Annotated in this window: 16 protein-coding genes and 2 tRNA genes; 13 read left to right on the top strand and 5 right to left on the bottom strand. The window is 69.8% G+C overall.

Annotated elements, in window-relative coordinates:
* The first annotated feature begins 80 nt into the window (after positions 1-80).
* Together ACXKR8_RS16625 and ACXKR8_RS16620 are read left to right on the top strand one after the other, a co-directional pair.
* Positions 81-1,238 (top strand): PP2C family protein-serine/threonine phosphatase, encoded by a 1,158-nt coding sequence (locus ACXKR8_RS16625; RefSeq protein ID WP_458273687.1) that lies wholly within the window; start codon positions 81-83, stop codon positions 1,236-1,238.
* Positions 1,239-1,492: 254 nt separating this feature from the next.
* Positions 1,493-1,690, top strand: coding sequence for a hypothetical protein (locus ACXKR8_RS16620; protein ID WP_458273686.1), 198 nt, complete (start codon positions 1,493-1,495; stop codon positions 1,688-1,690).
* A 39-nt stretch (positions 1,691-1,729) separates the two neighbouring features.
* Here the strand turns inward: ACXKR8_RS16620 and ACXKR8_RS16615 are convergent, their stop codons facing one another.
* Positions 1,730-2,488, bottom strand: a complete 759-nt coding sequence (locus ACXKR8_RS16615; RefSeq protein ID WP_458273685.1) for a DUF6348 family protein — start codon at positions 2,486-2,488, stop codon at positions 1,730-1,732.
* A 145-nt stretch (positions 2,489-2,633) separates the two neighbouring features.
* On the opposite strand from ACXKR8_RS16615, the gene ACXKR8_RS16610 reads away from it, so the two are divergent.
* The 3 genes from ACXKR8_RS16610 (at position 2,634) to ACXKR8_RS16600 (ending at position 4,833) form a co-directional block, all read left to right on the top strand.
* Positions 2,634-3,530 (top strand): RpnC/YadD family protein, encoded by an 897-nt coding sequence (locus tag ACXKR8_RS16610; RefSeq protein WP_458273684.1) that lies wholly within the window; start codon positions 2,634-2,636, stop codon positions 3,528-3,530.
* 589 nt (positions 3,531-4,119) lie between these two features.
* The gene (locus ACXKR8_RS16605; protein ID WP_458273683.1) at positions 4,120-4,434 is read left to right on the top strand and encodes a DNA-binding protein; all 315 of its coding nucleotides are present in this window, start codon (positions 4,120-4,122) and stop codon (positions 4,432-4,434) included.
* A 177-nt stretch (positions 4,435-4,611) separates the two neighbouring features.
* A complete protein-coding gene (locus tag ACXKR8_RS16600) occupies positions 4,612-4,833 on the top strand; it encodes a hypothetical protein (RefSeq protein ID WP_458273682.1) in 222 nt (73 codons plus the stop codon).
* Between the two features lie 272 nt (positions 4,834-5,105).
* Here ACXKR8_RS16600 and ACXKR8_RS16595 read toward each other — a convergent pair.
* Positions 5,106-5,176 (bottom strand) — tRNA-Gly (locus ACXKR8_RS16595).
* Positions 5,177-5,398: 222 nt separating this feature from the next.
* On the opposite strand from ACXKR8_RS16595, the gene ACXKR8_RS16590 reads away from it, so the two are divergent.
* The 6 genes from ACXKR8_RS16590 to clpX all read left to right on the top strand — a co-directional run bounded on the left by ACXKR8_RS16590 (position 5,399) and on the right by clpX (position 12,100).
* Positions 5,399-5,475 (top strand) — tRNA-Pro (locus tag ACXKR8_RS16590).
* A gap of 164 nt (positions 5,476-5,639) precedes the next feature.
* Positions 5,640-7,133 carry a DHA2 family efflux MFS transporter permease subunit gene (locus tag ACXKR8_RS16585; RefSeq protein ID WP_458273681.1) on the top strand — a complete coding sequence of 498 codons (1,494 nt, stop codon included), beginning with the start codon at positions 5,640-5,642 and terminating at the stop codon, positions 7,131-7,133.
* A gap of 278 nt (positions 7,134-7,411) precedes the next feature.
* The gene (tig, locus tag ACXKR8_RS16580; protein WP_458273680.1) at positions 7,412-8,821 is read left to right on the top strand and encodes a trigger factor; all 1,410 of its coding nucleotides are present in this window, start codon (positions 7,412-7,414) and stop codon (positions 8,819-8,821) included.
* 326 nt (positions 8,822-9,147) lie between these two features.
* Positions 9,148-9,771 carry an ATP-dependent Clp protease proteolytic subunit gene (locus ACXKR8_RS16575; protein ID WP_458275000.1) on the top strand — a complete coding sequence of 208 codons (624 nt, stop codon included), beginning with the start codon at positions 9,148-9,150 and terminating at the stop codon, positions 9,769-9,771.
* 97 nt (positions 9,772-9,868) lie between these two features.
* Positions 9,869-10,531 (top strand): ATP-dependent Clp protease proteolytic subunit, encoded by a 663-nt coding sequence (locus ACXKR8_RS16570; RefSeq protein WP_458273679.1) that lies wholly within the window; start codon positions 9,869-9,871, stop codon positions 10,529-10,531.
* 279 nt (positions 10,532-10,810) lie between these two features.
* Entirely contained in the window at positions 10,811-12,100 is a 1,290-nt protein-coding gene (gene clpX / locus ACXKR8_RS16565) for an ATP-dependent Clp protease ATP-binding subunit ClpX (RefSeq protein WP_458273678.1), read from the top strand.
* Between the two features lie 89 nt (positions 12,101-12,189).
* Here clpX and ACXKR8_RS16560 read toward each other — a convergent pair whose 3' ends face one another.
* Both ACXKR8_RS16560 and ACXKR8_RS16555 read right to left on the bottom strand, forming a co-directional pair.
* Positions 12,190-13,059, bottom strand: coding sequence for a hypothetical protein (locus ACXKR8_RS16560; protein WP_462100543.1), 870 nt, complete (start codon positions 13,057-13,059; stop codon positions 12,190-12,192).
* Between the two features lie 71 nt (positions 13,060-13,130).
* Entirely contained in the window at positions 13,131-13,922 is a 792-nt protein-coding gene (locus ACXKR8_RS16555) for a peptidylprolyl isomerase (protein WP_458273676.1), read from the bottom strand.
* An 82-nt stretch (positions 13,923-14,004) separates the two neighbouring features.
* On the opposite strand from ACXKR8_RS16555, the gene ACXKR8_RS16550 reads away from it, so the two are divergent.
* A complete protein-coding gene (locus ACXKR8_RS16550) occupies positions 14,005-16,644 on the top strand; it encodes a valine--tRNA ligase (RefSeq protein WP_458273675.1) in 2,640 nt (879 codons plus the stop codon).
* A gap of 56 nt (positions 16,645-16,700) precedes the next feature.
* Here the strand turns inward: ACXKR8_RS16550 and ACXKR8_RS16545 are convergent, their stop codons facing one another.
* Positions 16,701-18,080, bottom strand: coding sequence for a glycosyltransferase family 2 protein (locus ACXKR8_RS16545; RefSeq protein ID WP_458273674.1), 1,380 nt, complete (start codon positions 18,078-18,080; stop codon positions 16,701-16,703).
* Between the two features lie 79 nt (positions 18,081-18,159).
* Between ACXKR8_RS16545 and folC the strand changes: the two genes are divergently transcribed.
* The gene (gene folC / locus ACXKR8_RS16540; RefSeq protein ID WP_458273673.1) at positions 18,160-19,539 is read left to right on the top strand and encodes a bifunctional tetrahydrofolate synthase/dihydrofolate synthase; all 1,380 of its coding nucleotides are present in this window, start codon (positions 18,160-18,162) and stop codon (positions 19,537-19,539) included.
* Positions 19,540-19,571: the final 32 nt, after the last annotated feature.

The raw sequence follows: 19,571 nt of genomic DNA, 5'->3' as shown, positions 1-19,571 counted from the left end.
TCCCTTCCCGCCCGTCCGGCGGGACCAGCCCCCGGACGGCCATCGACGCGCGCCCGGTCTCCTCGGTAGGGTCAGCGGGCATGGCAGGCGGAGCACCCGGGGGACCCCCTCGGGACAGACTGGCGGCACGGGGGCGCAGGGCGCTCTACCGGGTCCGCCGCAAGCTGCGCCGTTCCGCCGTCGACTACTTCCGCGGCGACGCCTCCGACTGGCTCGCCTTCGCCGCGCTGTTCGCCCTGGTGCCGCTGATCACCGTGCTCACCCTGCTGGACGCCATCTGGTGCCCGCCCTCGATGCTGGTCCTCCCGGTGCTGGCTGGCGCCCTGCTGCTGCGCCCCAGCAGCCTGGTGCTGCTCTACACCGCCGCCGCCTCCGCCCTCGGCGTCGAGTCCGCGCTGCTCGGCCCGTACCGCCTCGGCGCGGGCCGGGTCACCCCGGGCAGCGTGCTGGTGGTCGGCGCGGTGGGGGCGGCCGGGCTGCTGGTGGCCCAGCTCCGCAGCCGGGTCGGCGTGCCCTGGCGGGGTGGCGGCACCATGCTGTTCGACCTGCGCGAACGCCTCAAGGTGCAGTCGCAGATCCCGTCCCTGCCGGCCGGCTGGCACGCGGAGATGGCGCTGCGCCCGGCCGGCGGCCAGTCCTTCTCCGGCGACTTCCTGGTCGCCGCCCGCACCGGCGAGGGCAAGCGGGTGCTGGAGGCCGTCCTCGCCGACGTCTCCGGCAAGGGCATGGACGCGGGCTCCCGCGCGCTGCTGCTCTCCGGCGCCTTCGGCGGGCTGCTCGGCTCGCTGCCCCCGCACGACTTCCTCCCCGCCGCCAACGGCTACCTGCTGCGCCAGGAGTGGGAGGAGGGCTTCGCCAGCGCCGTGCACCTGGTGCTGGATCTGGACACCGGCGAGTACGAACTGCTGTCGGCCGGACACCTCCCCGGGATGCAGCGGTGCATGGGCAAGGGCCACTGGGAGACCAAGGAGGCCGAGGGGCCGCTGCTCGGCATCTTCGACGGCGCCAAGTTCATCGGCCTGCGCGGCCAACTCGCCCGCGGCGACGTACTGATGCTCTGCACCGACGGCATGGTCGAGGAGCCGGGCCGGGACCTCTCCGAGGGCATGGACCGGCTGATGGGGGAGGCCGACCGGCTGGTCGGCTCGACCTTCACCGGCACCGCCTGGCGGCTCATCGAGACCGTGGCGAAGGACCTCAACGACGACCGGGCCCTGCTGCTGATCTGGCGTGAATAGCCGTCCCTCGATGCCCAGTTCAGTACACCTGTACCATCGTTCCCAAGATCTCCTGGTGCTGTTCGGCCAATATCGGCCGGATAGGGATCACCAGGTGAGCTTTGTTCCAGAAATGCTTTACGGAGCCGTTCGCTCCGGAGACACTGATGGTCGGGCGTGGGGGAGGGAGGGGCAGTGCCGGAGATCGGCGCGGCGGACCGGCCTGCCGGGTGGCCCGGGCCCCGAGCACGTCTTGAACGAGGAAGTGGAACAGAGTGACGACCTTCTCAGTCTCCGCCGTTGTCCTGTTGGGCATCCTTCTGATCGTTTTCATCAGGAACAAGAGCATGAAGCTCGGCTACGCGATACTGGCCGCGCTCTTCGGATTCTTTCTCGACAAGACCTCAGCTGCGGCGCCGATCCAGGACTTCCTCAACCAACTCGCCACCACCATCAACAGCCTGACGAAGTAGCAGATCGGGCTCGGCCTCAGCACCCGTCGGTCCGTCGGATCACCGCTGCTGCTGTTGCTGCAACCAGCTTCGCAGCCGTGCGGCTCCGGGCGCGCCCCACCGCGCCTTCCGGGCGTCCCCCAGCCGTTCGATTCCAGCCAGACCCTGCGGATCAGCGGCCAGCAGGACGAAGCAGCGCGCCCAGGCGAGCCGTTCACCCCTCGGCCAGGGCAGCCCCCGCAGCGCCGCCGACGCCGCCGCGACCGGCTCGCCGTTGACCCGTACCTCGGCGACCTCGTCGCCCTCCCGGCCGCCGAAGAAGAACTTCACCCCGTTCACCACCGGGTCGGTGAGGAACGGCAGCACCGCGTCCGCGACCGTCGGCAGCAGCTGGTGCTCCGCCACCCAGTCGCCCAGCGGCCCGCTGCGGAACCCGAAGACGCACGCGGGACCCTGCACCGCGTGCCAGCCGGCGACCCCGCCGACCGCCCCCGGCGCGAAGTGGTCCCCGTGCACCCCCCGCCCCTCCAACAGCTCCACCACCGCGGAGGCGGTGGTGGTCCGCCACATCCGCACCGCGTTCTGCAGCTGCTCCTCCTCGGTCCGCCCCAACCCCACGCTGCAGTCCCAGACCACCGGGCCGTCGCCCTCGCCCAGCCGCAGCACGTAGCCGAGATCGACGTGCCCCTCGCCGTGCCCCCCGTGCTCCCGCACCGCCACCGCGGTCGTCCCCGGCCCCCGCACGACGCTGCCCTCGGCCCGGAACTCCAGCCCGAGGCACGCCATCTCCCGCACCACGCTGCGCTGTATGACCTTCATCCGCTGTGGCCCGCGCAAGGAGCGTCTCCAAATGTGTGGTTGCGGTGAACACTTCACCACCCCCGGAGCGTACCGGCGTTCCTTCGTTCGAGTGACACCGCTCAAAGCCCGATCCTCGCCCCCAGCGGATCCCTAGCCTGTCCCCATGGTCAGCTCATCCCATGAGGCGATGCACCGCATCTTCCAGGAGGACCCGGGGATCTTCGCCCGGGCCTTCCGCACGCTCGGGATCCCCTTCCCCGACCCGGTGGCGGTGTCGCTCCTGCCCACGGACCTCACCGAGATCAAGCCGCTGGAACGGCGCGTGGACACCTTGCTCCAGGTCGACACGGCATCGAGCGGAAGCCACCTGCTGGCCGTCGAGGCACAGGGGAAGAAGGACCCGGACAAGCCGGGCAGCTGGGCCTACTACCTGGCCCACCTCTACGCGAAGTACCGGCTGCCGCCGGTCCTGCTCATCGTCTGCCAGGACCGCTCCACCGCGGCCTGGGCCGCCGAGCCGATCGTCATCGGCCCGGCCGAGTGGCCGACGCTCACGGTCCGCCCGCTGGTATTGGGGCCGCACAACGTCCCCGTCATCACCGATCCGGTGACTGCCGCCGAGGACATCCCACTGGCGACATTCTCAGTGATCACGCATGGTAAGGACGCGAACGCAGGTGCCATACTGAAGGCGCTGGCCGCCGCGTTGAAGACCGTCGACGAGGAGACCGCAAGGATCTTCGCCGAGCTCACCGAACTCGGCCTCGGCACTGCCCCGGCCGCACAGACCTGGAGGGACCTGATGTCCGTCGACCTCTCCTTCTTCCGCTCGGAGACCTCGCAACGCCTACGCCAGGAGGGCCGGGACGAGGGCCGCGAGGAAGGCCGCGCCAAGGGCCTGGCCGAAGCTGTCCTGCTGGTCCTGGAAAAGCGCGGCATCACCCTCTCCGAGGCCGAGCACGGTCGCATCACCGCCTGCACCGACCTGGACCAGCTCGAGCTCTGGCTCGACCACTCCCTCACCGCCACCACGGCCGCAGACCTCTTCGACCAGCAGTAGCCCCCCGGGAAACGACGATCGGCCCCAGCTCCGCGATCACGTCGCTGAGCTGGGGCCGAACCGTTGTGAGCGGGCAACGGGTCGGTTCGGCGACAGCCTCGGGCACCCCCTTTGCCGGTCGGTCTAAGCCTGCTCGTCCCGGGGGACGGACCCTGCTGGAACCTCGATACCGTGGAGCAGCGCGAAGGCGACGTCTTTCGCGTCGCGAAAGTCATAGCCAGTTGCCGCACGGATGTCCCTGATGGCCTGCAACCTGTGACCTTGTTGCATCAACTCCCGCGCACGGTCCTGGGTCGCGACCGGAACGGGCAGGTTCCTGGCGCGCTGGGGTTCGAGCCGTGGCCGTCCCGATAGGAACCAGGACCGCAGAACAGCGCCGATCGACCGTGCCATCTGCAGCCTCCGTGATCGTGGGTTTCGCCGCAGCGCATCATGCCACGCACGGGCCGGCGGGCCGTTTCGTCCGGAACGGTTCCGGCAGACCATGCGGATGACATATCTTCCCGAACGATCCTTTGAGGGTCTCCGAGCAGGCCCGCGTCGCGGTCCGGGAAGGCGCGCTGCTTGAGCGTGCGGACGAGAGGTCAGCATGAACTGGCGTGAGCGCAAGGCTGGACGGATGGCGGCGAGGGAGCAGCGCGGCTACCCGAAGATCATGGGAGGTGTGGCCGGCGTCGGCGATGACGCATGGCTGTCCCAGCCCGCTGCGGCTGCCGAACTCGGCATCGCGGTGATCCGAATCGGCGTGCTCATCGCTTGCGAACACCTGACCCCGGCAGAGAACCAGGCAGGCCATGCGGGTGTCACCCGTGTCAGCGTCGCCGCAGAACACCACTGGCGGCAGACTGCCTCGCTCCGAGCAAAACTCACCCGCTTGGCCAAAGACACGATCGGCTTCCTGTAGGCGCCGATCCACAGGTCTTGACGATTGCGGCGGACCGACCGTCGACTACTGCCCCGAGCGGTGGGGGAGCGGTCGTCGTCGTTGTGCACTCTTGGCCACCCTTGCACGGCCCGGGGCCGCGGCCCCACCGGTCACCTGAGGCTTCGGGCTGGCAGGATCTTCAGAGGAGGGGTGGGTATGGACATCGTGGAACTCATGGAATGGCTGATCGAGCAGGGGTGCTGCGCAGTCTTCAAAGCTGACGGCGAGCGCACCCCCGGCACTCGGTGGATGGTGATCGTCTCTGGCGGAGCCTTGGGCAAGGATTCGTTCTTTCGTACCGACCAGCCTTCGTCGGACGCATGCCTTCAAGACCTGCTTGATCACCTTGAGACTGCTGGACTCTCCCCCTTCACCTGAGCCTGAGGTCCGGTGGCCGCAGGCGGAGCGAGCCGGCCGGCTGTTGACCAAGCTGTGCGGCTTTCCGGTGACGGTGCGCCCCGTGCTCGCATTCGTCGCACCGGTGCGGAGGCTGAAGTGATCTCCGCTGTGGCGCGTGACGGGCGAACCTGGCTGTCGGCATGACCTTCGGGCGAGCGTCCGGTGCCCGCTTCGGCCGCTCAGCCGGGCCGGAGACGACGTTCGGCCCCAGCTTCGCGATCATGTCGCTGAGCTGGGGCCGAACTGTTCGGAGCGGGCGACGGGAATCGAACCCGCGTAGTCAGTTTGGAAGACTGGGGCTCTACCATTGAGCTACGCCCGCGGAGCGCGCCGCAGGGGCGCGTTCGAGGAACAGAGTAGCGGACCGGGGCGGGACGATGCACGCCGGTTGATCGCGTGGCGGCTCCCGGCGCTGGACGGGCCTGGGGGCGGGGCAGGGGACGCGGCCGGGCGGGCGGGGGCGAAGCTGCGGCTCCCCGGGAAAAGCGGCGGGTGGCTGGGCGTTCTGCATGTACGCTACGTGTCGTCCAGGCACTGGACGGTACGGGGTGTGGCGCAGTTTGGTAGCGCGTCCGCTTTGGGAGCGGAAGGTCGTCGGTTCGAATCCGGTCACCCCGACCATCAGCACAGCAGTAGAGGGCCCCGCCGGGACGTCGGCGGGGCCCTCCTGCTGTGGCGAACTGGAGCAGCGCCGGAACCGCAGCCGGGAATAACTGAGCGGTCAGATGTTGTTCCCACCCGACGGCCCCTCGTCCGTCCACCGCCGGAAGGCGTGATCAACGCCCATGTCCGCAGCATCCGCACGCCGTCCGCTGACCGATCGGATCGCACCCAAGACCGCCGTCGCGGTGGTCTTCGTCGCCGCGCTGTTCATGTCGATCATGGACACCACCATCGTCAATGTCGCGCTGCCCTCCATCGGGAACCAGTTCCACGTGGACGCGGCCTCCGTGGGCGTGGTGAACGTCGGCTACCTGGTCAGCCTGGCCGTGTTCGTGCCGCTGTCCGGCTGGATGGGGGACCGGTTCGGCACCCGCAGGGTGTTCCTGTTCGCGCTGGCGCTGTTCACCGTCGCCTCGCTGCTCTGCGGCACCGCCGACAGTCTGGACCAGCTCAGCCTCTACCGGATCGTCCAGGGCGCCGGCGGCGGGATGCTGACCCCGGTCGGGATGACCATGCTGTTCCGGGCCTTCCCGCAGGAGGAGCGGATGCGGGCGACCCGGGTGCTGATGATCCCGACCGCGGTCGCCCCCGCCCTCGGCCCGGTCCTCGGCGGCTGGCTGGTGGACGCCTTCTCCTGGCACTGGGTCTTCATCGTCAACGTGCCGATCGGCATCGCCGCGATGGTCTTCGGCCTGCTCTTCCTCCCCGACTTCCGGTCCGAGCGGGCCGGCCGCTTCGACGCCGCCGGCTTCCTGCTCGCCGCGGTCGGCTTCGGCCTGGTGATGTACGCGCTGGCCGAGGGCGCGGACAAGGGCTGGGGCACCCCGCGGATCGTGGCCTCCGCGGTGGTGGGCCTGGCGGCCGTGGTCAGCCTGGTGCTGGTCGAACTGCGGATCAAGGACCCGATGCTGGACCTGCGGCTGTTCAAGGACCGGCTGTTCCGCGCCACCAACCTGGTCAGCCTGATCTCCGGCGCCGCGTTCCTGGGGATGCTCTACCTCTTCCCGCTCTACTACCAGAACGCCGTCGGCGCGACCGCCTTCCAGACCGGCCTCAACACCTTCCCCGAGGCCATCGGCGTGATGATCGCCTCGCAGATCGCCAGCCGCCTCTACCCGAGGTTCGGCCCCAGCCGGCTGATCGCGGCCGGCGCCGCGGGTGTGGCCGTCTGCATGGCGCTGATGGCGCTGCTCACCCCGGAGACCACGGTCTGGGCGGCCAGGGCGCTGATGTTCGCCACCGGCTTCTCGATGGCGCATGTCTTCATGCCCGCCCAGACCGCCGCCTTCGCGACGATCTCGCCGGCCGCGACCGGTCGCGCCTCCACCCTCTTCAACGCCCAGCGCCAGCTCGGCTCGGCGATGGGCGTCGCCCTGCTCGGCACGGTCCTGGCCGGGATCGGCACGGTCACCACCGGCGCGAGCGGCAAGCCGACCGCGAATCTGACCGCCTACCACGCCGCCTTCCTGGTGGCGGCCGGTCTGGCGGCCCTCGCCGCGGTCCTGGCCCTGTTCATCTCCGACCGCGACGCCGCTCCCACCATGGTGCGCAAGGCCCCTGCCGACGCCCCGGAGCGGGCTGCTGAGCAGGCGCGGGAACCGGCCCCGACCCCCTAACCTGCTCCTGCCGGGACCAATGCAGATTGTGGTACCGGTAGGATGGGCCGCTGGCGGCTGTCTGCGTGTGCACGCCCTCAGGAAGTGCCCGGGGAAACCGGGGCCCGATCCTGGGGAAATGCCACGAGGGACGCCCGCCCGAGGGCGAGGAGCGAGCTCACCGTCCACCCACCCGGCGGGTGATGTCGCCTCTGACCTATCTCCCGTCTCGCCGTGCGCCCTTGGAAACGGGTGTGCGGCGGACACCCCGACCGCAAAGCCCCCAAGGAGACCCAACCGTGAAGAGCGCCGTGGAGACTCTGAACCCGACCCGGGTTCGACTCACCGTCGAGGTGCCCTTCGAGGAGCTCAAGCCCAGCCTCGACGCGGCGTACAAGAAGATCAACCAGCAGGTCACGGTTCCGGGCTTCCGTAAGGGCAAGATCCCGGCTCGCGTCATCGACCAGCGTTTCGGCCGGGCTGCCGTGCTGGAAGAGGCTGTCAACGACGCCCTGCCGCGCTTCTACACCCAGGCTGTCGACGAGAACAAGGTCGACGTGCTGGGCCAGCCCGATATCGACGGCCTCGAGGGCGTCGAGAAGATCGCGGACGGCGGCGACCTGAAGTTCACCGCCGAGGTGGACATCCGCCCCGAGATCACCCTGCCCGACTTCACCGGCATCGAGGTCGAGGTCGACCCGATCGCCGTGTCCGACGAGGACATCGAGGAGAAGCTCAACGAGCTCCGCGACCGCTTCGCCTCGCTGAAGACCGTCGAGCGCGCCGCCGCCGTGGGCGACGTCGTGATCGTCGACCTCGAGGCCAAGGTCGACGGTGAGGTCCCGGACGACGGCACCGCCACCGGCGTCAGCTACGAGATCGGCTCCGGCCGCCTGCTCGACGGCATCGACGAGGCCCTGACCGGCCTCGAGGCCGGCGGCACCGCGACCTTCACCACCGAGCTCAAGGGCGGCACCGCCGAGGGCAAGGACTCCGAGGTCACGGTCAGCCTGACCACCGTGCAGGAGAAGGAACTCCCGGCCCTGGACGACGACTTCGCCCAGCTCGCCAGCGAGTTCGACACCCTGGACGAGCTCAAGGAGGACTCGCGCAAGCGGCTCGTCCAGATGAAGGAGTTCGACCAGGCCACCCAGGCCCAGGAGCGGGTGCTCGACAAGCTGATGGAGCTCGTCGACATGCCGTACCCGGAGAAGCTGCTCGCGGACGAGGTGGAGACCCGCAAGCACAACCTGGAGCACCACCAGCTGCCGCAGATGGGCATCGACCTGGACGGCTACCTCACCCTCCAGGGCAAGACCGCCGAGGAGTTCGAGGCGGAGCTGGTCGAGCAGGCCAAGAAGGGCATCAAGACCCAGTTCGTCCTGGACGCCATCGCGTCCAAGGAGGAGCTCGCGGTGAACCAGGAGGAGCTCACCGAGCACCTGCTGCGCCGTGCGGCCGGCTCCGGCATGACGCCGGACCAGTTCGCCCAGCAGGTCGTCGAGGGCGGCCAGGTGCCGCTGCTCGTCGGTGAGGTCGTCCGTGGGAAGGCCCTCGCCGTGGTCGTCGAGGCCGCCAAGGTGGTCGACACCGAGGGCAACGTCGTCGACTTCGAGGACGACGAGGACGAGGACGGCGAGGCCGTCACCGACGCCGTGGAGACCGCTGACGACGCCGCTGACGAGCCCGCCAAGGCCGTCGAGGCCTGATCCCAGGCAGCCCCGCCGAAGCGCACCGCGAGAGGGCCCGGACGCACCACGCGTCCGGGCCCTTCCGCATGCCGCAGGCGAGGTCGGTGACCCTGCGCTCACAGCGAACAGTTCTGTGTAGGGGATGGCCAGGCCCTGCCTGCGCGTTAGGGTCCTTTGTACGAGGGGCAGGGTGACTGTCGGTCCATCAGGACCCCGACGTACCCGTCCGAGCCTGATGACCGAAACGACGACGACCGACCTTCGTAAGAGACGCAGTGACGGCGGACGATCAGCCGTCCGAACACAATGAGCGGGTGGATTACGTGACGACTCCCCAGTTCCAGATGCCCGGCCTTATGGCGCCCCGTGCCGCCGGTGACATCGGCGGTGGCGGTCTGGGTGACCAGGTCTACAACCGTCTGCTCAACGAGCGCATCATCTTCCTCGGCCAGCAGGTCGACGACGAGATCGCCAACAAGATCACGGCGCAGCTGCTGCTGCTCGCGGCGGACCCCGACCGCGACATCTACCTGTACATCAACTCTCCCGGTGGCTCGGTCACCGCGGGCATGGCGATCTACGACACCATGCAGTACATCAAGAACGACGTGGTCACCATCGCCATGGGCATGGCCGCCTCGATGGGCCAGTTCCTGCTCACGGCCGGCGCCAAGGGCAAGCGCTTCGCGCTCCCCAACGCCGAGATCCTGATGCACCAGCCCTCGGCCGGCCTCGGCGGCTCCGCCACCGACATCCGGATCCAGGCCCAGCAGCTGATCCGGCTCAAGCACCGGATGGCGGAGCTGATCGCGGAGCACAGCGGCCAGACCACCGAGCAGATCACCAAGGACTCGGACCGCGACCGCTGGTTCCAGCCCAAGGAGGCCGTGGAGTACGGCCTGATCGACGCCATCATGTACAGCGCCGCGGACGTCCCCGGCGGCGGCGGCACCGGCGCGGCCGGCTGACCACAGCCGACGGTCGGCCGATACGGCCGACCACCCGCCGCAGACCGTCAATGACCGTGACGTGAGCCGTCTCGAACGCTTCCGGAGGCATACCGTAATGAACATCCCCAGCCTGTCCAGCGCCCGCGGGCGCGTGGCGGACATGCGCGCCGAGGGCCGCTACATCGTCCCTCGCTTCGTGGAGCGCACCTCGCAGGGCGTCCGCGAGTACGACCCGTACGCCAAGCTGTTCGAGGAGCGCATCATCTTCCTGGGCTCCCAGGTGGACGACATCTCCGCGAACGACATCATGGCGCAGCTGATCTGCCTGGAGTCGATGGACCCGGACCGGGACATCTCCATGTACATCAACTCGCCCGGCGGCTCCTTCACGGCGCTGACCGCCATCTACGACACCATGCAGTTCGTGAAGCCCGACGTGGCCACGGTCTGCATGGGTCAGGCGGCCTCGGCCGCGGCCGTGCTGCTGGCGGCCGGCGCCCCCGGCAAGCGGCTGGCGCTGCCGAACGCCCGGATCCTGATCCACCAGCCGTACACCGAGACCGGCCGCGGCCAGGTGTCCGACCTGGAGATCCAGGCGAACGAGATCCAGCGGATGCGGGAGCAGCTCGAGGAGATGCTGTCCAAGCACTCCAATCAGACCCCGCAGCAGGTCAGCGAGGACATCGAGCGCGACAAGATCCTCACCGCCGCCGAGGCGCTGGAGTACGGGCTGATCGACCAGATCACCTCCACCCGCAAGAGCTCGCTCTCCGACTGAGCTCCCGCGCTCGGTGCCCGTACTGAGACGAGCACCACGCAGGCCGTCGGCCCCCCGCCCTTGGAGCGGGGGCCGCGGCCTGGCACCATCGGTACTACCGACCGTGCACCGCGCTGCGGTCACACACTGCTTCCTTCCGGCCACTCGGCCGTAATTCGCCCAGGGCGGAAGAGGGAAGACCGCCGAACAGGGCGGATCGGGGGTCCTGACGGAGTACCGTCGGAAACCAAGCACCAGGCTCCTGTCCCCACGGAGCCTTTGGCGAAGGGGATTCACCTCGTGGCACGCATCGGTGACGGTGGCGACCTGCTCAAGTGCTCGTTCTGCGGAAAGAGCCAGAAGCAGGTGAAGAAGCTCATTGCCGGGCCCGGCGTGTACATCTGCGACGAGTGCATCGACCTGTGCAACGAGATCATCGAAGAGGAGCTCGCCGAGACCTCGGAGGTGAGGTTCGAGGAGCTGCCCAAGCCCCGCGAGATCTACGAGTTCCTCGACGGGTACGTGGTGGGCCAGGAAGCGGCGAAGAAGTCGCTCTCGGTGGCGGTCTACAACCACTACAAGCGGGTCCAGGCCGGTGAGAGCAGCGGCAGCAAGCACGGCCGCGACGAGGGCATCGAGCTGGCCAAGTCCAACATCCTGCTGCTCGGCCCGACCGGCTCCGGCAAGACCCTGCTGGCGCAGACCCTGGCCCGGATGCTGAACGTGCCGTTCGCCATCGCGGACGCCACGGCGCTGACCGAGGCCGGGTACGTCGGCGAGGACGTCGAGAACATCCTGCTGAAGCTCATCCAGGCGGCGGACTACGACGTCAAGAAGGCCGAGACCGGGATCATCTACATCGATGAGATCGACAAGGTCGCCCGCAAGAGCGAGAACCCGTCGATCACCCGCGACGTCTCCGGCGAGGGCGTGCAGCAGGCCCTGCTGAAGATCCTCGAGGGCACCACCGCCTCGGTCCCGCCGCAGGGCGGCCGCAAGCACCCGCACCAGGAGTTCATCCAGATCGACACGACGAACGTGCTGTTCATCGTGGGCGGCGCCTTCTCCGGTCTGGAGCGGATCATCGAGTCCCGGGCCGGCAAGAAGGGCATCGGCTTCGGGGCGACCATCCGCTCCAAGCACGAGATCGAGTCCAGCGACCAGTTCCGGGCGGTCATGCCGGAGGACCTGGTGAAGTTCGGGATGATCCCGGAGTTCATCGGCCGCCTCCCGGTCATCACCAGCGTCCACAACCTGGACCGCGACGCGCTGCTGCAGATCCTCACCGAGCCCAAGAACGCCCTGGTCAAGCAGTACCGCAAGCTCTTCGAGCTGGACGGCGTGGAGCTGGAGTTCACCGACACCGCGCTGGACGCCATCGCCGACCAGGCGATCAAGCGCACCACCGGGGCGCGCGGGCTGCGCGCCATCATGGAGGAGGTGCTGATGTCCGTGATGTACGAGGTGCCCTCGCGCAAGGACGTCGCCCGCGTGGTGGTGACCGAGGACGTCGTCCTGAAGCACGTCAACCCCACGCTGGTGCCGCGCGACCTGCGGACCCAGCGCGAGCGCCGCGAGAAGTCGGCGTAGTAGCACTCACGCACAGGTAGTAGCACACACGCACAGAGGGGCCCCGGTACCAGGTACCGGGGCCCCTCTTGTGCGTGTGCGTGCGGGTGCTACTTCTTGATCTCCATGACCCCGCGCAGGGCCCGGGTCCGCGCGGCCAGGGCCACCAGGTCGGGGGTGCTGTCGGTGGTGTGGGCGGTGTCCATGACCCCGGCGAAGGTGCTGTTGTCGGCCCAGACGCAGGTCGGGAAGTAGATCCCGTCCTCCTTGACCAGCCCGCACTGCATCGAGCCGCCGAGCGGACCCGCGTCCTCGTCGGTCTTCAGGGTGACCGAGTTGCCGGCGTCGGCGCCGGCGATGCCGCTCCAGAACTGGCCGAGCTGCAGGCTGGCCAGGGGCAGCTTGCCGTAGCCGCCGAGCACCAGGAAGTCCGGCAGCTTGGCGGTCGGCGAGGTCACATAGCTGGTGACGACCGGAGTGGCCCCGTCCTTCTGCAGGCTGTCGGCGGACGACTGCATCGCCTTGGTGATCGAGTTGTCGTCCTGGCGGGACAGCCCCTGGAAGCTGGCCGGGGCGACCAGCTTGTAGGTGCCCAGGTTCTTGGTGGCCACCGACAGGGCGTAGGCGACGACCCCGCCGACGGCGAGGATCACCACCAGGCCGATGCTCAGGGCTATCTTCAGGCCCTTGCGGCTCTTCTGCGGCGGCGGCTGCTGCCAGTAGTCCGGCTGCGGCGGCAGCGGGGGCTGCTGGGAGTAGTCCGGCTGCTGCTGCGAGTAGTCCGGCTGCGGCGGCGGCTGATAGGGGGCTGCTGCCCGTACGGCGGCTGCTGCCCGTACGGCGGGGGCTGCTGCCCGTACTGCGGAGGCTGGCCATAGGGCGGCTGCTGCCCGTACTGCGGCTCGGGCTGTTGTCCGTAGGGAGCGGCTTCGCCGGAGTTGGGCTCGGGCGGCGGCGGGTACATCGACATAGTCGAACATCAGATCAGCAGGACGTACGACTGTCCATCGCGTTCTCCTAAGATGCCCCTTTCCGTTCCCTATGTGTGTCCTCAGCCCTTGGTCACCGGGGCGCTGTTGATCACCACATTGTCCTTGGGCGCCCCGTCGCCGCCGGGCGTGCTGGTGCCGTCCTTGGCGATCTGCCGCAGGATGTCGAGCCCGGCGGTGATGGTCCCGAACGGCGTGTACGCGGGCGAGAGCTGGCTGTCCTGGTAGACCAGGAAGAACTGCGATCCATTGGTGTTCGGACCGGAGTTCGCCATCGCGAGCGTCCCGGCCGGGTAGGTCCCGCCCTGGATCGCCGGGTCCTTCAGGTTCTCGTCGGGGAAGCTGTAGCCGGGCCCGCCGCTGCCCGAGCCGGTCGGGTCGCCGCACTGCAGCACATAGATGCCGCTGGTGGTGAGCCGGTGGCACTTGACGTGGTTGAAGTAGTCCTGCTGGGCCAGGAAGACGAAGCTGTTGACGGTGGTGGGCGCGGCCTTGGCGTTCAGCTTGAGGCCGATGTCCCCGCAGGAGGTCTTCAGCGTCACCGAGTAGGTCGCCGCGGTGTCGATGGTCATGGCCGGCGCGGCCTTCCACTGCTTGCCGTTGGGGCTGCCCGCCACCGCGCCGCCGCAGAAGCCGCTGCCGGAGGCGGACCCCGAGGCCGAAGGGGTACCGGAGGAGGAATTGGAACCGGTCACCGCCCAGGTGATGCCGCCCGCGATCACGGCCGCCGCCGCCACCGCGCCGACCAGCACCAGCGTCCGCCGCCGCTTGGCCCTGGCCCGCTCCGCGGTCCGCAGGTCCTCGATCCGCGCGCGCCTGGCCGTGTTCGGGTCCTCGCCGCTGCCGCTGCTCACCTGGTGCCTCCACCGTGGTCCACGGCCCGCCCGGACGGAAAGCCGTTCGTGACCATGCTCGCGGCCTCGTAAACTGTGCGTCGTGACCGACACGAACCAGCGCCCCGAACAGACCGGGGACCACGGCGCCCATGAGACCTTGCCGACGCAGTACTCCCCGGCGGAGGTAGAGGGCCCGCTGTACGAGCGCTGGGTCGAGCGCGGCTACTTCGAGGCCGACAGCAAGAGCGACAAGCCGCCGTACACCATCGTCATCCCCCCGCCCAATGTCACCGGCGCCCTGCACCTGGGCCACGCCTTCCAGCACACGCTGATGGACGCGCTGACCCGCCGCAAGCGGATGCAGGGCTTCGAGGCGCTGTGGCTGCCGGGCATGGACCACGCCGGTATCGCCACCCAGAACCGGGTCGAGCAGCAGCTCGCCGAGCAGGGCCTGTCCCGGCACGACATCGGCCGCGAGGCCTTCGTCGAGAAGGTCTGGGAGTGGAAGGAGCAGTACGGCGGCCGGATCCTCGGCCAGATGCGCCGCCTCGGCGACGGCGTCGACTGGTCCCGTGAGCGCTTCACCATGGACGCGGGCCTGTCCCAGGCCGTCCAGACCATCTTCAAGAAGCTCTTCGACGACGGCCTGATCTACCGCGCCGAACGCATCATCAACTGGTGCCCGCGCTGCCTCACCGCGCTCTCCGACATCGAGGTCGAGCACGAGGAGCTGCCCGGCGAGCTGGTCTCGATCCGCTACGGCGACGGCGACGATTCGATCGTGGTCGCCACCACCCGGGTGGAGACCCTGCTCGGCGACACCGCCGTCGCGGTCCACCCGGACGACGCCCGCTACGCCCACCTGGTCGGCCGCACCATCGCGCTGCCGCTGACGGACCGTCGGATCCCGGTGGTCGCGGACGAGCACGTCGACCCGGAGTTCGGCACCGGCGCGGTCAAGGTCACCCCGGCCCACGACCCCAATGACTTCGCCATCGGCCAGCGCCACAACCTGCCCAACATCAGCGTCATGGACGAGCACGGCGTGATCACCGTGCACGGCCCGTTCCTCGGCCAGGACCGCTTCGAGGCCCGTTCCGCGGTCCTCGGCGCCCTGCGCGAGCAGGGGCGCGTCGTCGCCGAGAAGCGCCCCTATCTGCACGCCGTCGGCCACTGCTCGCGCTGCCACACCGTGGTCGAGCCGCGGCTGTCGCTGCAGTGGTGGGTCGGGGTCGCCCCGCTGGCGGCCCTGGCCGGCGACGCGGTCAGGGACGGCCGGGTGAAGATCCACCCGCAGGAGCTGGAGGGCCGCTACTTCAGCTGGGTCGACAACATGCACGACTGGTGCATCTCGCGCCAGCTGTGGTGGGGCCACCGGATCCCGGTCTGGTACGGCCCGGACGGCGAGGTGGTCTGCGTCGGACCGGACGAGCAGGCGCCCACCGGCGAGGGCTGGCACCAGGACCCGGACGTCCTGGACACCTGGTTCTCCAGCGCGCTCTGGCCCTTCTCCACCCTGGGCTGGCCCGAGCAGACCCCGGACCTGGAGAAGTTCTACCCGACCGACGTCCTGCTGACCGGCCACGACATCATCTTCTTCTGGGTCGCCCGGATGATGATGTTCGGCCTCTACGCGATGGACGGCCAGGCGCCGTTCCACACCATCGCGCTGACCGGCCTGGTCCGCGACCACCTCGGCAAGAAGATGTCCAAGTCCTCGGGCACCGCCGTGGACCCGCTGGACTGGATGGACGCGTTCGGTGCGGACGCGGTCCGGTTCACCCTGGCCAGCGGCGCCAACCCGGGCGCGGACGTGCCGATCGGCGAGGACTGGGTCAAGGCCTCGCGCAACTTCTGCAACAAGGTCTGGAACGCCACCCGCTTCGCGCTGATGAACGGCGCGACCCTGGAGGGCCCGCTCCCGCCCGCCGAGCAGCTGACCGCCGCCGACCGCTGGATCCTGTCCCGGCTGCACGCGGTCGTCGCCGAGACCGACGCCCTCTACGACGACTACCAGTTCGCCAAGCTCAGCGACGGCCTCTACCACTTCGCCTGGGACGAGGTCTTCGACTGGTACCTGGAGCTGTCCAAGACCACGCTGATGGCCGGCGGCCCGCAGGCCGACGCCAGCCGCCGGGTGCTCGGCGAGGTCCTGGAGGTCACCCTGCGGCTGCTGCACCCGGTGATCCCCTTCGTCACCGACGCCCTGTGGACGGCGCTGACGGGCCGTGAGTCCGTGGTCGTCGCCGCCTGGCCGACGGTGGACGCCGGCCGCGCCGACGCCGCCGCGGAGGCGGAGATCGCCCAGCTCCAGCAGGTGATCACCGAGGTCCGCCGGTTCCGTGCGGACCAGGGCCTCAAGGACGGCCAGAAGGTCCCGGCGCTGCTGGACCTGTCCGGCACCACGCTGGCGGCGCACGAGGACGCCCTGCGCGCCCTCGCCAAGCTGCAGGCCGCCGGGGCGGACTTCAGCGCGACGGCCACCCTCGCGGTGGCCGGGGCGACGGTGGCCCTGGACCTGTCCGGCACCATCGACGTCGCCGCGGAGCGCAAGCGGCTGGCGAAGGACCTGGCGTCGGCGGAGAAGGAGCTGGTCCAGGCCCGGGCCAAGCTCGGCAACGAGGCCTTCCTGGCCAAGGCGGCCCCGGCCGCGGTGGAGAAGATCCACGCCCGCCAGGCCAAGGCCGAGGGCGACATCACCCGCCTCACCGCCCAGCTCGCGGCCCTGCCCGAAAGCTGAAGCAATCAGAGCACCAGTGGCTGAGCCCCGTCCGGATCCCCAGGTCCTGGCGGGGCTCAGCTGCTTCGGGCCACCGGCCCGTTCCCCAGGGGTTCGGCGTTGCGCCGGGTCTTGGCCCAGCCGTTGCGCCCGCGCACGATCCGCCAGATGCCGGTGAGCGAGGCCGGGAACAGGTGGTAGAGGTAGAGCCACATGCCGATCCCCCAGACCAGCCCGGCCAGCCACGGCGCCTCCGGGTGCTGCGCGCTGCGGTAGGCGAAGCCCCAGAGCACCAGCGGCGTCACCGCCAGCACGAAGGCGAGCAGGAACGGCCAGTGCAGCGAGTTGGCCCAGGGCCGGATCTCCGGCGGAATCCACAGCCAGGTCAGCACCACGCCCAGCAGGGTCAGCACGGTGAGCAGGGTGAGCGCGATCACCGACACCGGCTGCAGGAAGGTGTACACCACCTCCAGCTTGCCGCGCAGGGTGTAGACGGGGGAGCGCAGCACCCGCCGGGTGTAGCGCAGGCACTGCAGGTTGCCCTGGGCCCAGCGGGCCCGCTGGGTGAGGAAGCGCCGGGTCGAGGACAGCCCCTCCTGGTCGACATGGGTGTCGTGGACGTAGACCAGCTGCTGCCCGGAGAGCCGCAGTTCCAGGCCCGACTCGTAGTCCTCCAGCAGTGCCTGCTCCGGCCAGGGGCCGCCGCCCGGCGGGGTGATCGCGTCCACCGCGGAGAGCCGGGCGAACTGTCCGTTGCCGCCCATGCCCACGCTGCCGAGGTGGCGCCGCAGCATCTGCATGGCCGCGTTGCTGGTGCTGAACTCGATGTCCTGCATCCGGACCAGCGCCCGCCCCCGCGCGTTCGCCAGCCGGCCCCGGCCGGGCAGCGGGGTCGGCTCGCCGACGTTGCGGATCCGTACCCCGATCTGCACCCCGCCGGTCTCCGGCCGGCCGAACACCTCGGGTCCCGAGACCGCGGCGAGCGCGTTGGGCGCCAGCCGTCCGTCCGCGTCGACCACGCAGAGGACGACCTTGGACCGGTCGGTGTCCGGCGGCAGCCAGGCGCCGATGGCGCGGTAGGCGGCGTTCAGCGCCGCGCCCTTGCCGGTGCGGGCCTCCGGCAGGGCCCGCCGGACCAGGTGCAGCCGGGGGTCCTCGGCCATCAGGGCGAGCACGATGGCCCGGGTGCGGTCCTCGCTGGCGTCGTCGACCACCCAGACCCGGGACGCCGGGAAGCTGGCGCGCAGCCCCGCGACGGTTCGCCCGACCACCGCCTCCTCGTCCCGGCAGGGGACCATGAAGTGCCAGCTGAAGGCTGCGGGATCGCCGGGGGCGAAGGGCTGGCGGACCCGGTACCAGTGGTGGGCCCCGGCCCAGTAGACGAGGAAGCGCAGCAGCAGGAACGCGGAGTAGGCCAGCAGCAGATAGGTGAGCAGTTGCACCAGGTCGCGGGTCATATCACCAGAATTGTCGGTCGCCGGTCAGCCCGCGAGCCCGGCTGTGCCGGTGCCGGGCCCGGCTCCGTAGACTGGCGGGGTGAGCGACGTATCCAGCAGTACCCCGCAGCCCGGTCTCTCCGCCGTCGAGCAGCTCCGTGACGTGGAGGTGGAGCTCGGCGCGCGCTGGCCGGAGACGAAGATCGAGCCCTCGCTGGACCGGATCGCCGCGCTGATGGACATCCTGGGCGAGCCCCAGCGGTCCTATCCGTCGATCCACATCACCGGAACCAATGGCAAGACCAGTACCGCCCGGATGATCGAGCAGCTGATGCGCCACTTCGAGCTGCGCACCGGCCGCTACACCAGCCCGCACGTGGAGTCGGTCACCGAGCGGATCAGCCTGGACGGCGACCCGATCAGCCCTGAGCTCTTCGTCGAGACCTACCGCGACATCGAGCCCTACATCGCGATGGTCGACGCCACCCAGCCGGTCCCGCTCTCCTTCTTCGAGATCATGACCGCGATGGCCTACGCCGCCTTCGCGGACGCCCCGGTGGACGTGGCCGTGGTCGAGGTCGGCCTGGGCGGCTCCTGGGACGCGACCAATGTGATCGACGCCGTGGTCTCGGTGATCGCGCCGATCGCGCTGGACCACGTCGACAAGCTCGGCGACACGCCCGGCAAGATCGCCGTCGAGAAGTCCGGGATCATCAAGAAGGGCGGCCTCGCGGTGGTCGCGCACCAGCCCGCGGACGCCGCCGAGGTGATCCTGCGCCGCGCGGTGGAGCGGGACGCCACCGTGGCCCGGGAGGGCCTGGAGTTCGGCGTGGTGCACCGGGACATGGCCATCGGCGGCCAGCAGCTGACCCTGCGCGGGATCTCCGGCCATGAGTACACCGACATCTTCGTCCCGCTGCACGGGGCGCACCAGGCGCAGAACGCGGCGCTGGCGCTGGCCGCGGTGGAGGGCTTCTTCGGGGTCGGCGGCGCCCGCGAGGAGCCGCTGGACATCGGCAAGGTCCGCGCCGCCTTCTCCGGGGTCAGCTCCCCGGGCCGGCTGGAGGTCATCCGGCGCAGCCCCACCATCGTCCTGGACGCCGCCCACAACCCGGCCGGCGCCCGGGCCACCGCCGAGGCCATCGGCGAGTCCTTCGGCTTCACCCGGCTGGTCGGGGTGATCGGCACCAGCGGCGACAAGGACTCCTACGGGCTGCTCGAGGCGCTGGAGCCGGTCCTGGCCGAGGTCGTGATCTCCAAGAACTCCACCCAGCGGGCCACCGACATCGACAAGCTGGCCGAGGCCGCGGTGGAGGTCTTCGGGTCCGACCGGGTCCTGGTCGAGCCGCGTCTGGACGACGCCATCGACGCGGCCGTCGCACTGGCCGAGGAGGTCGGCGAACTCGGCGGCTCCGGCGTCCTGATCACCGGCTCCATCATCACCGTGGGCGAGGCCCGCATCCTGCTCAGCCCTCGCTAAGACTTCCACTGACCTGCCCGGAAAGGCACCTG

Source organism: Streptacidiphilus sp. PAMC 29251, from assembly GCF_054208735.2.
Note: the sequence above shows the minus strand (reverse complement) of the source record. Positions and strands in the feature narration are given on the sequence as shown.

Coding starts and splice junctions, on each gene's coding strand:
- ACXKR8_RS16625 (WP_458273687.1), top strand. CDS start 81: ATGGCAGGCGGAGCACCCGGGGGACCCCCTCGGGACAGACTGGCGGCA.
- ACXKR8_RS16615 (WP_458273685.1), bottom strand. CDS start 2,488: ATGAAGGTCATACAGCGCAGCGTGGTGCGGGAGATGGCGTGCCTCGGG.
- ACXKR8_RS16610 (WP_458273684.1), top strand. CDS start 2,634: ATGGTCAGCTCATCCCATGAGGCGATGCACCGCATCTTCCAGGAGGAC.
- ACXKR8_RS16605 (WP_458273683.1), top strand. CDS start 4,120: ATGAACTGGCGTGAGCGCAAGGCTGGACGGATGGCGGCGAGGGAGCAG.
- ACXKR8_RS16600 (WP_458273682.1), top strand. CDS start 4,612: ATGGACATCGTGGAACTCATGGAATGGCTGATCGAGCAGGGGTGCTGC.
- ACXKR8_RS16585 (WP_458273681.1), top strand. CDS start 5,640: ATGTCCGCAGCATCCGCACGCCGTCCGCTGACCGATCGGATCGCACCC.
- ACXKR8_RS16575 (WP_458275000.1), top strand. CDS start 9,148: ATGCCCGGCCTTATGGCGCCCCGTGCCGCCGGTGACATCGGCGGTGGC.
- ACXKR8_RS16570 (WP_458273679.1), top strand. CDS start 9,869: ATGAACATCCCCAGCCTGTCCAGCGCCCGCGGGCGCGTGGCGGACATG.
- ACXKR8_RS16560 (WP_462100543.1), bottom strand. CDS start 13,059: ATGTTCGACTATGTCGATGTACCCGCCGCCGCCCGAGCCCAACTCCGG.
- ACXKR8_RS16545 (WP_458273674.1), bottom strand. CDS start 18,080: ATGACCCGCGACCTGGTGCAACTGCTCACCTATCTGCTGCTGGCCTAC.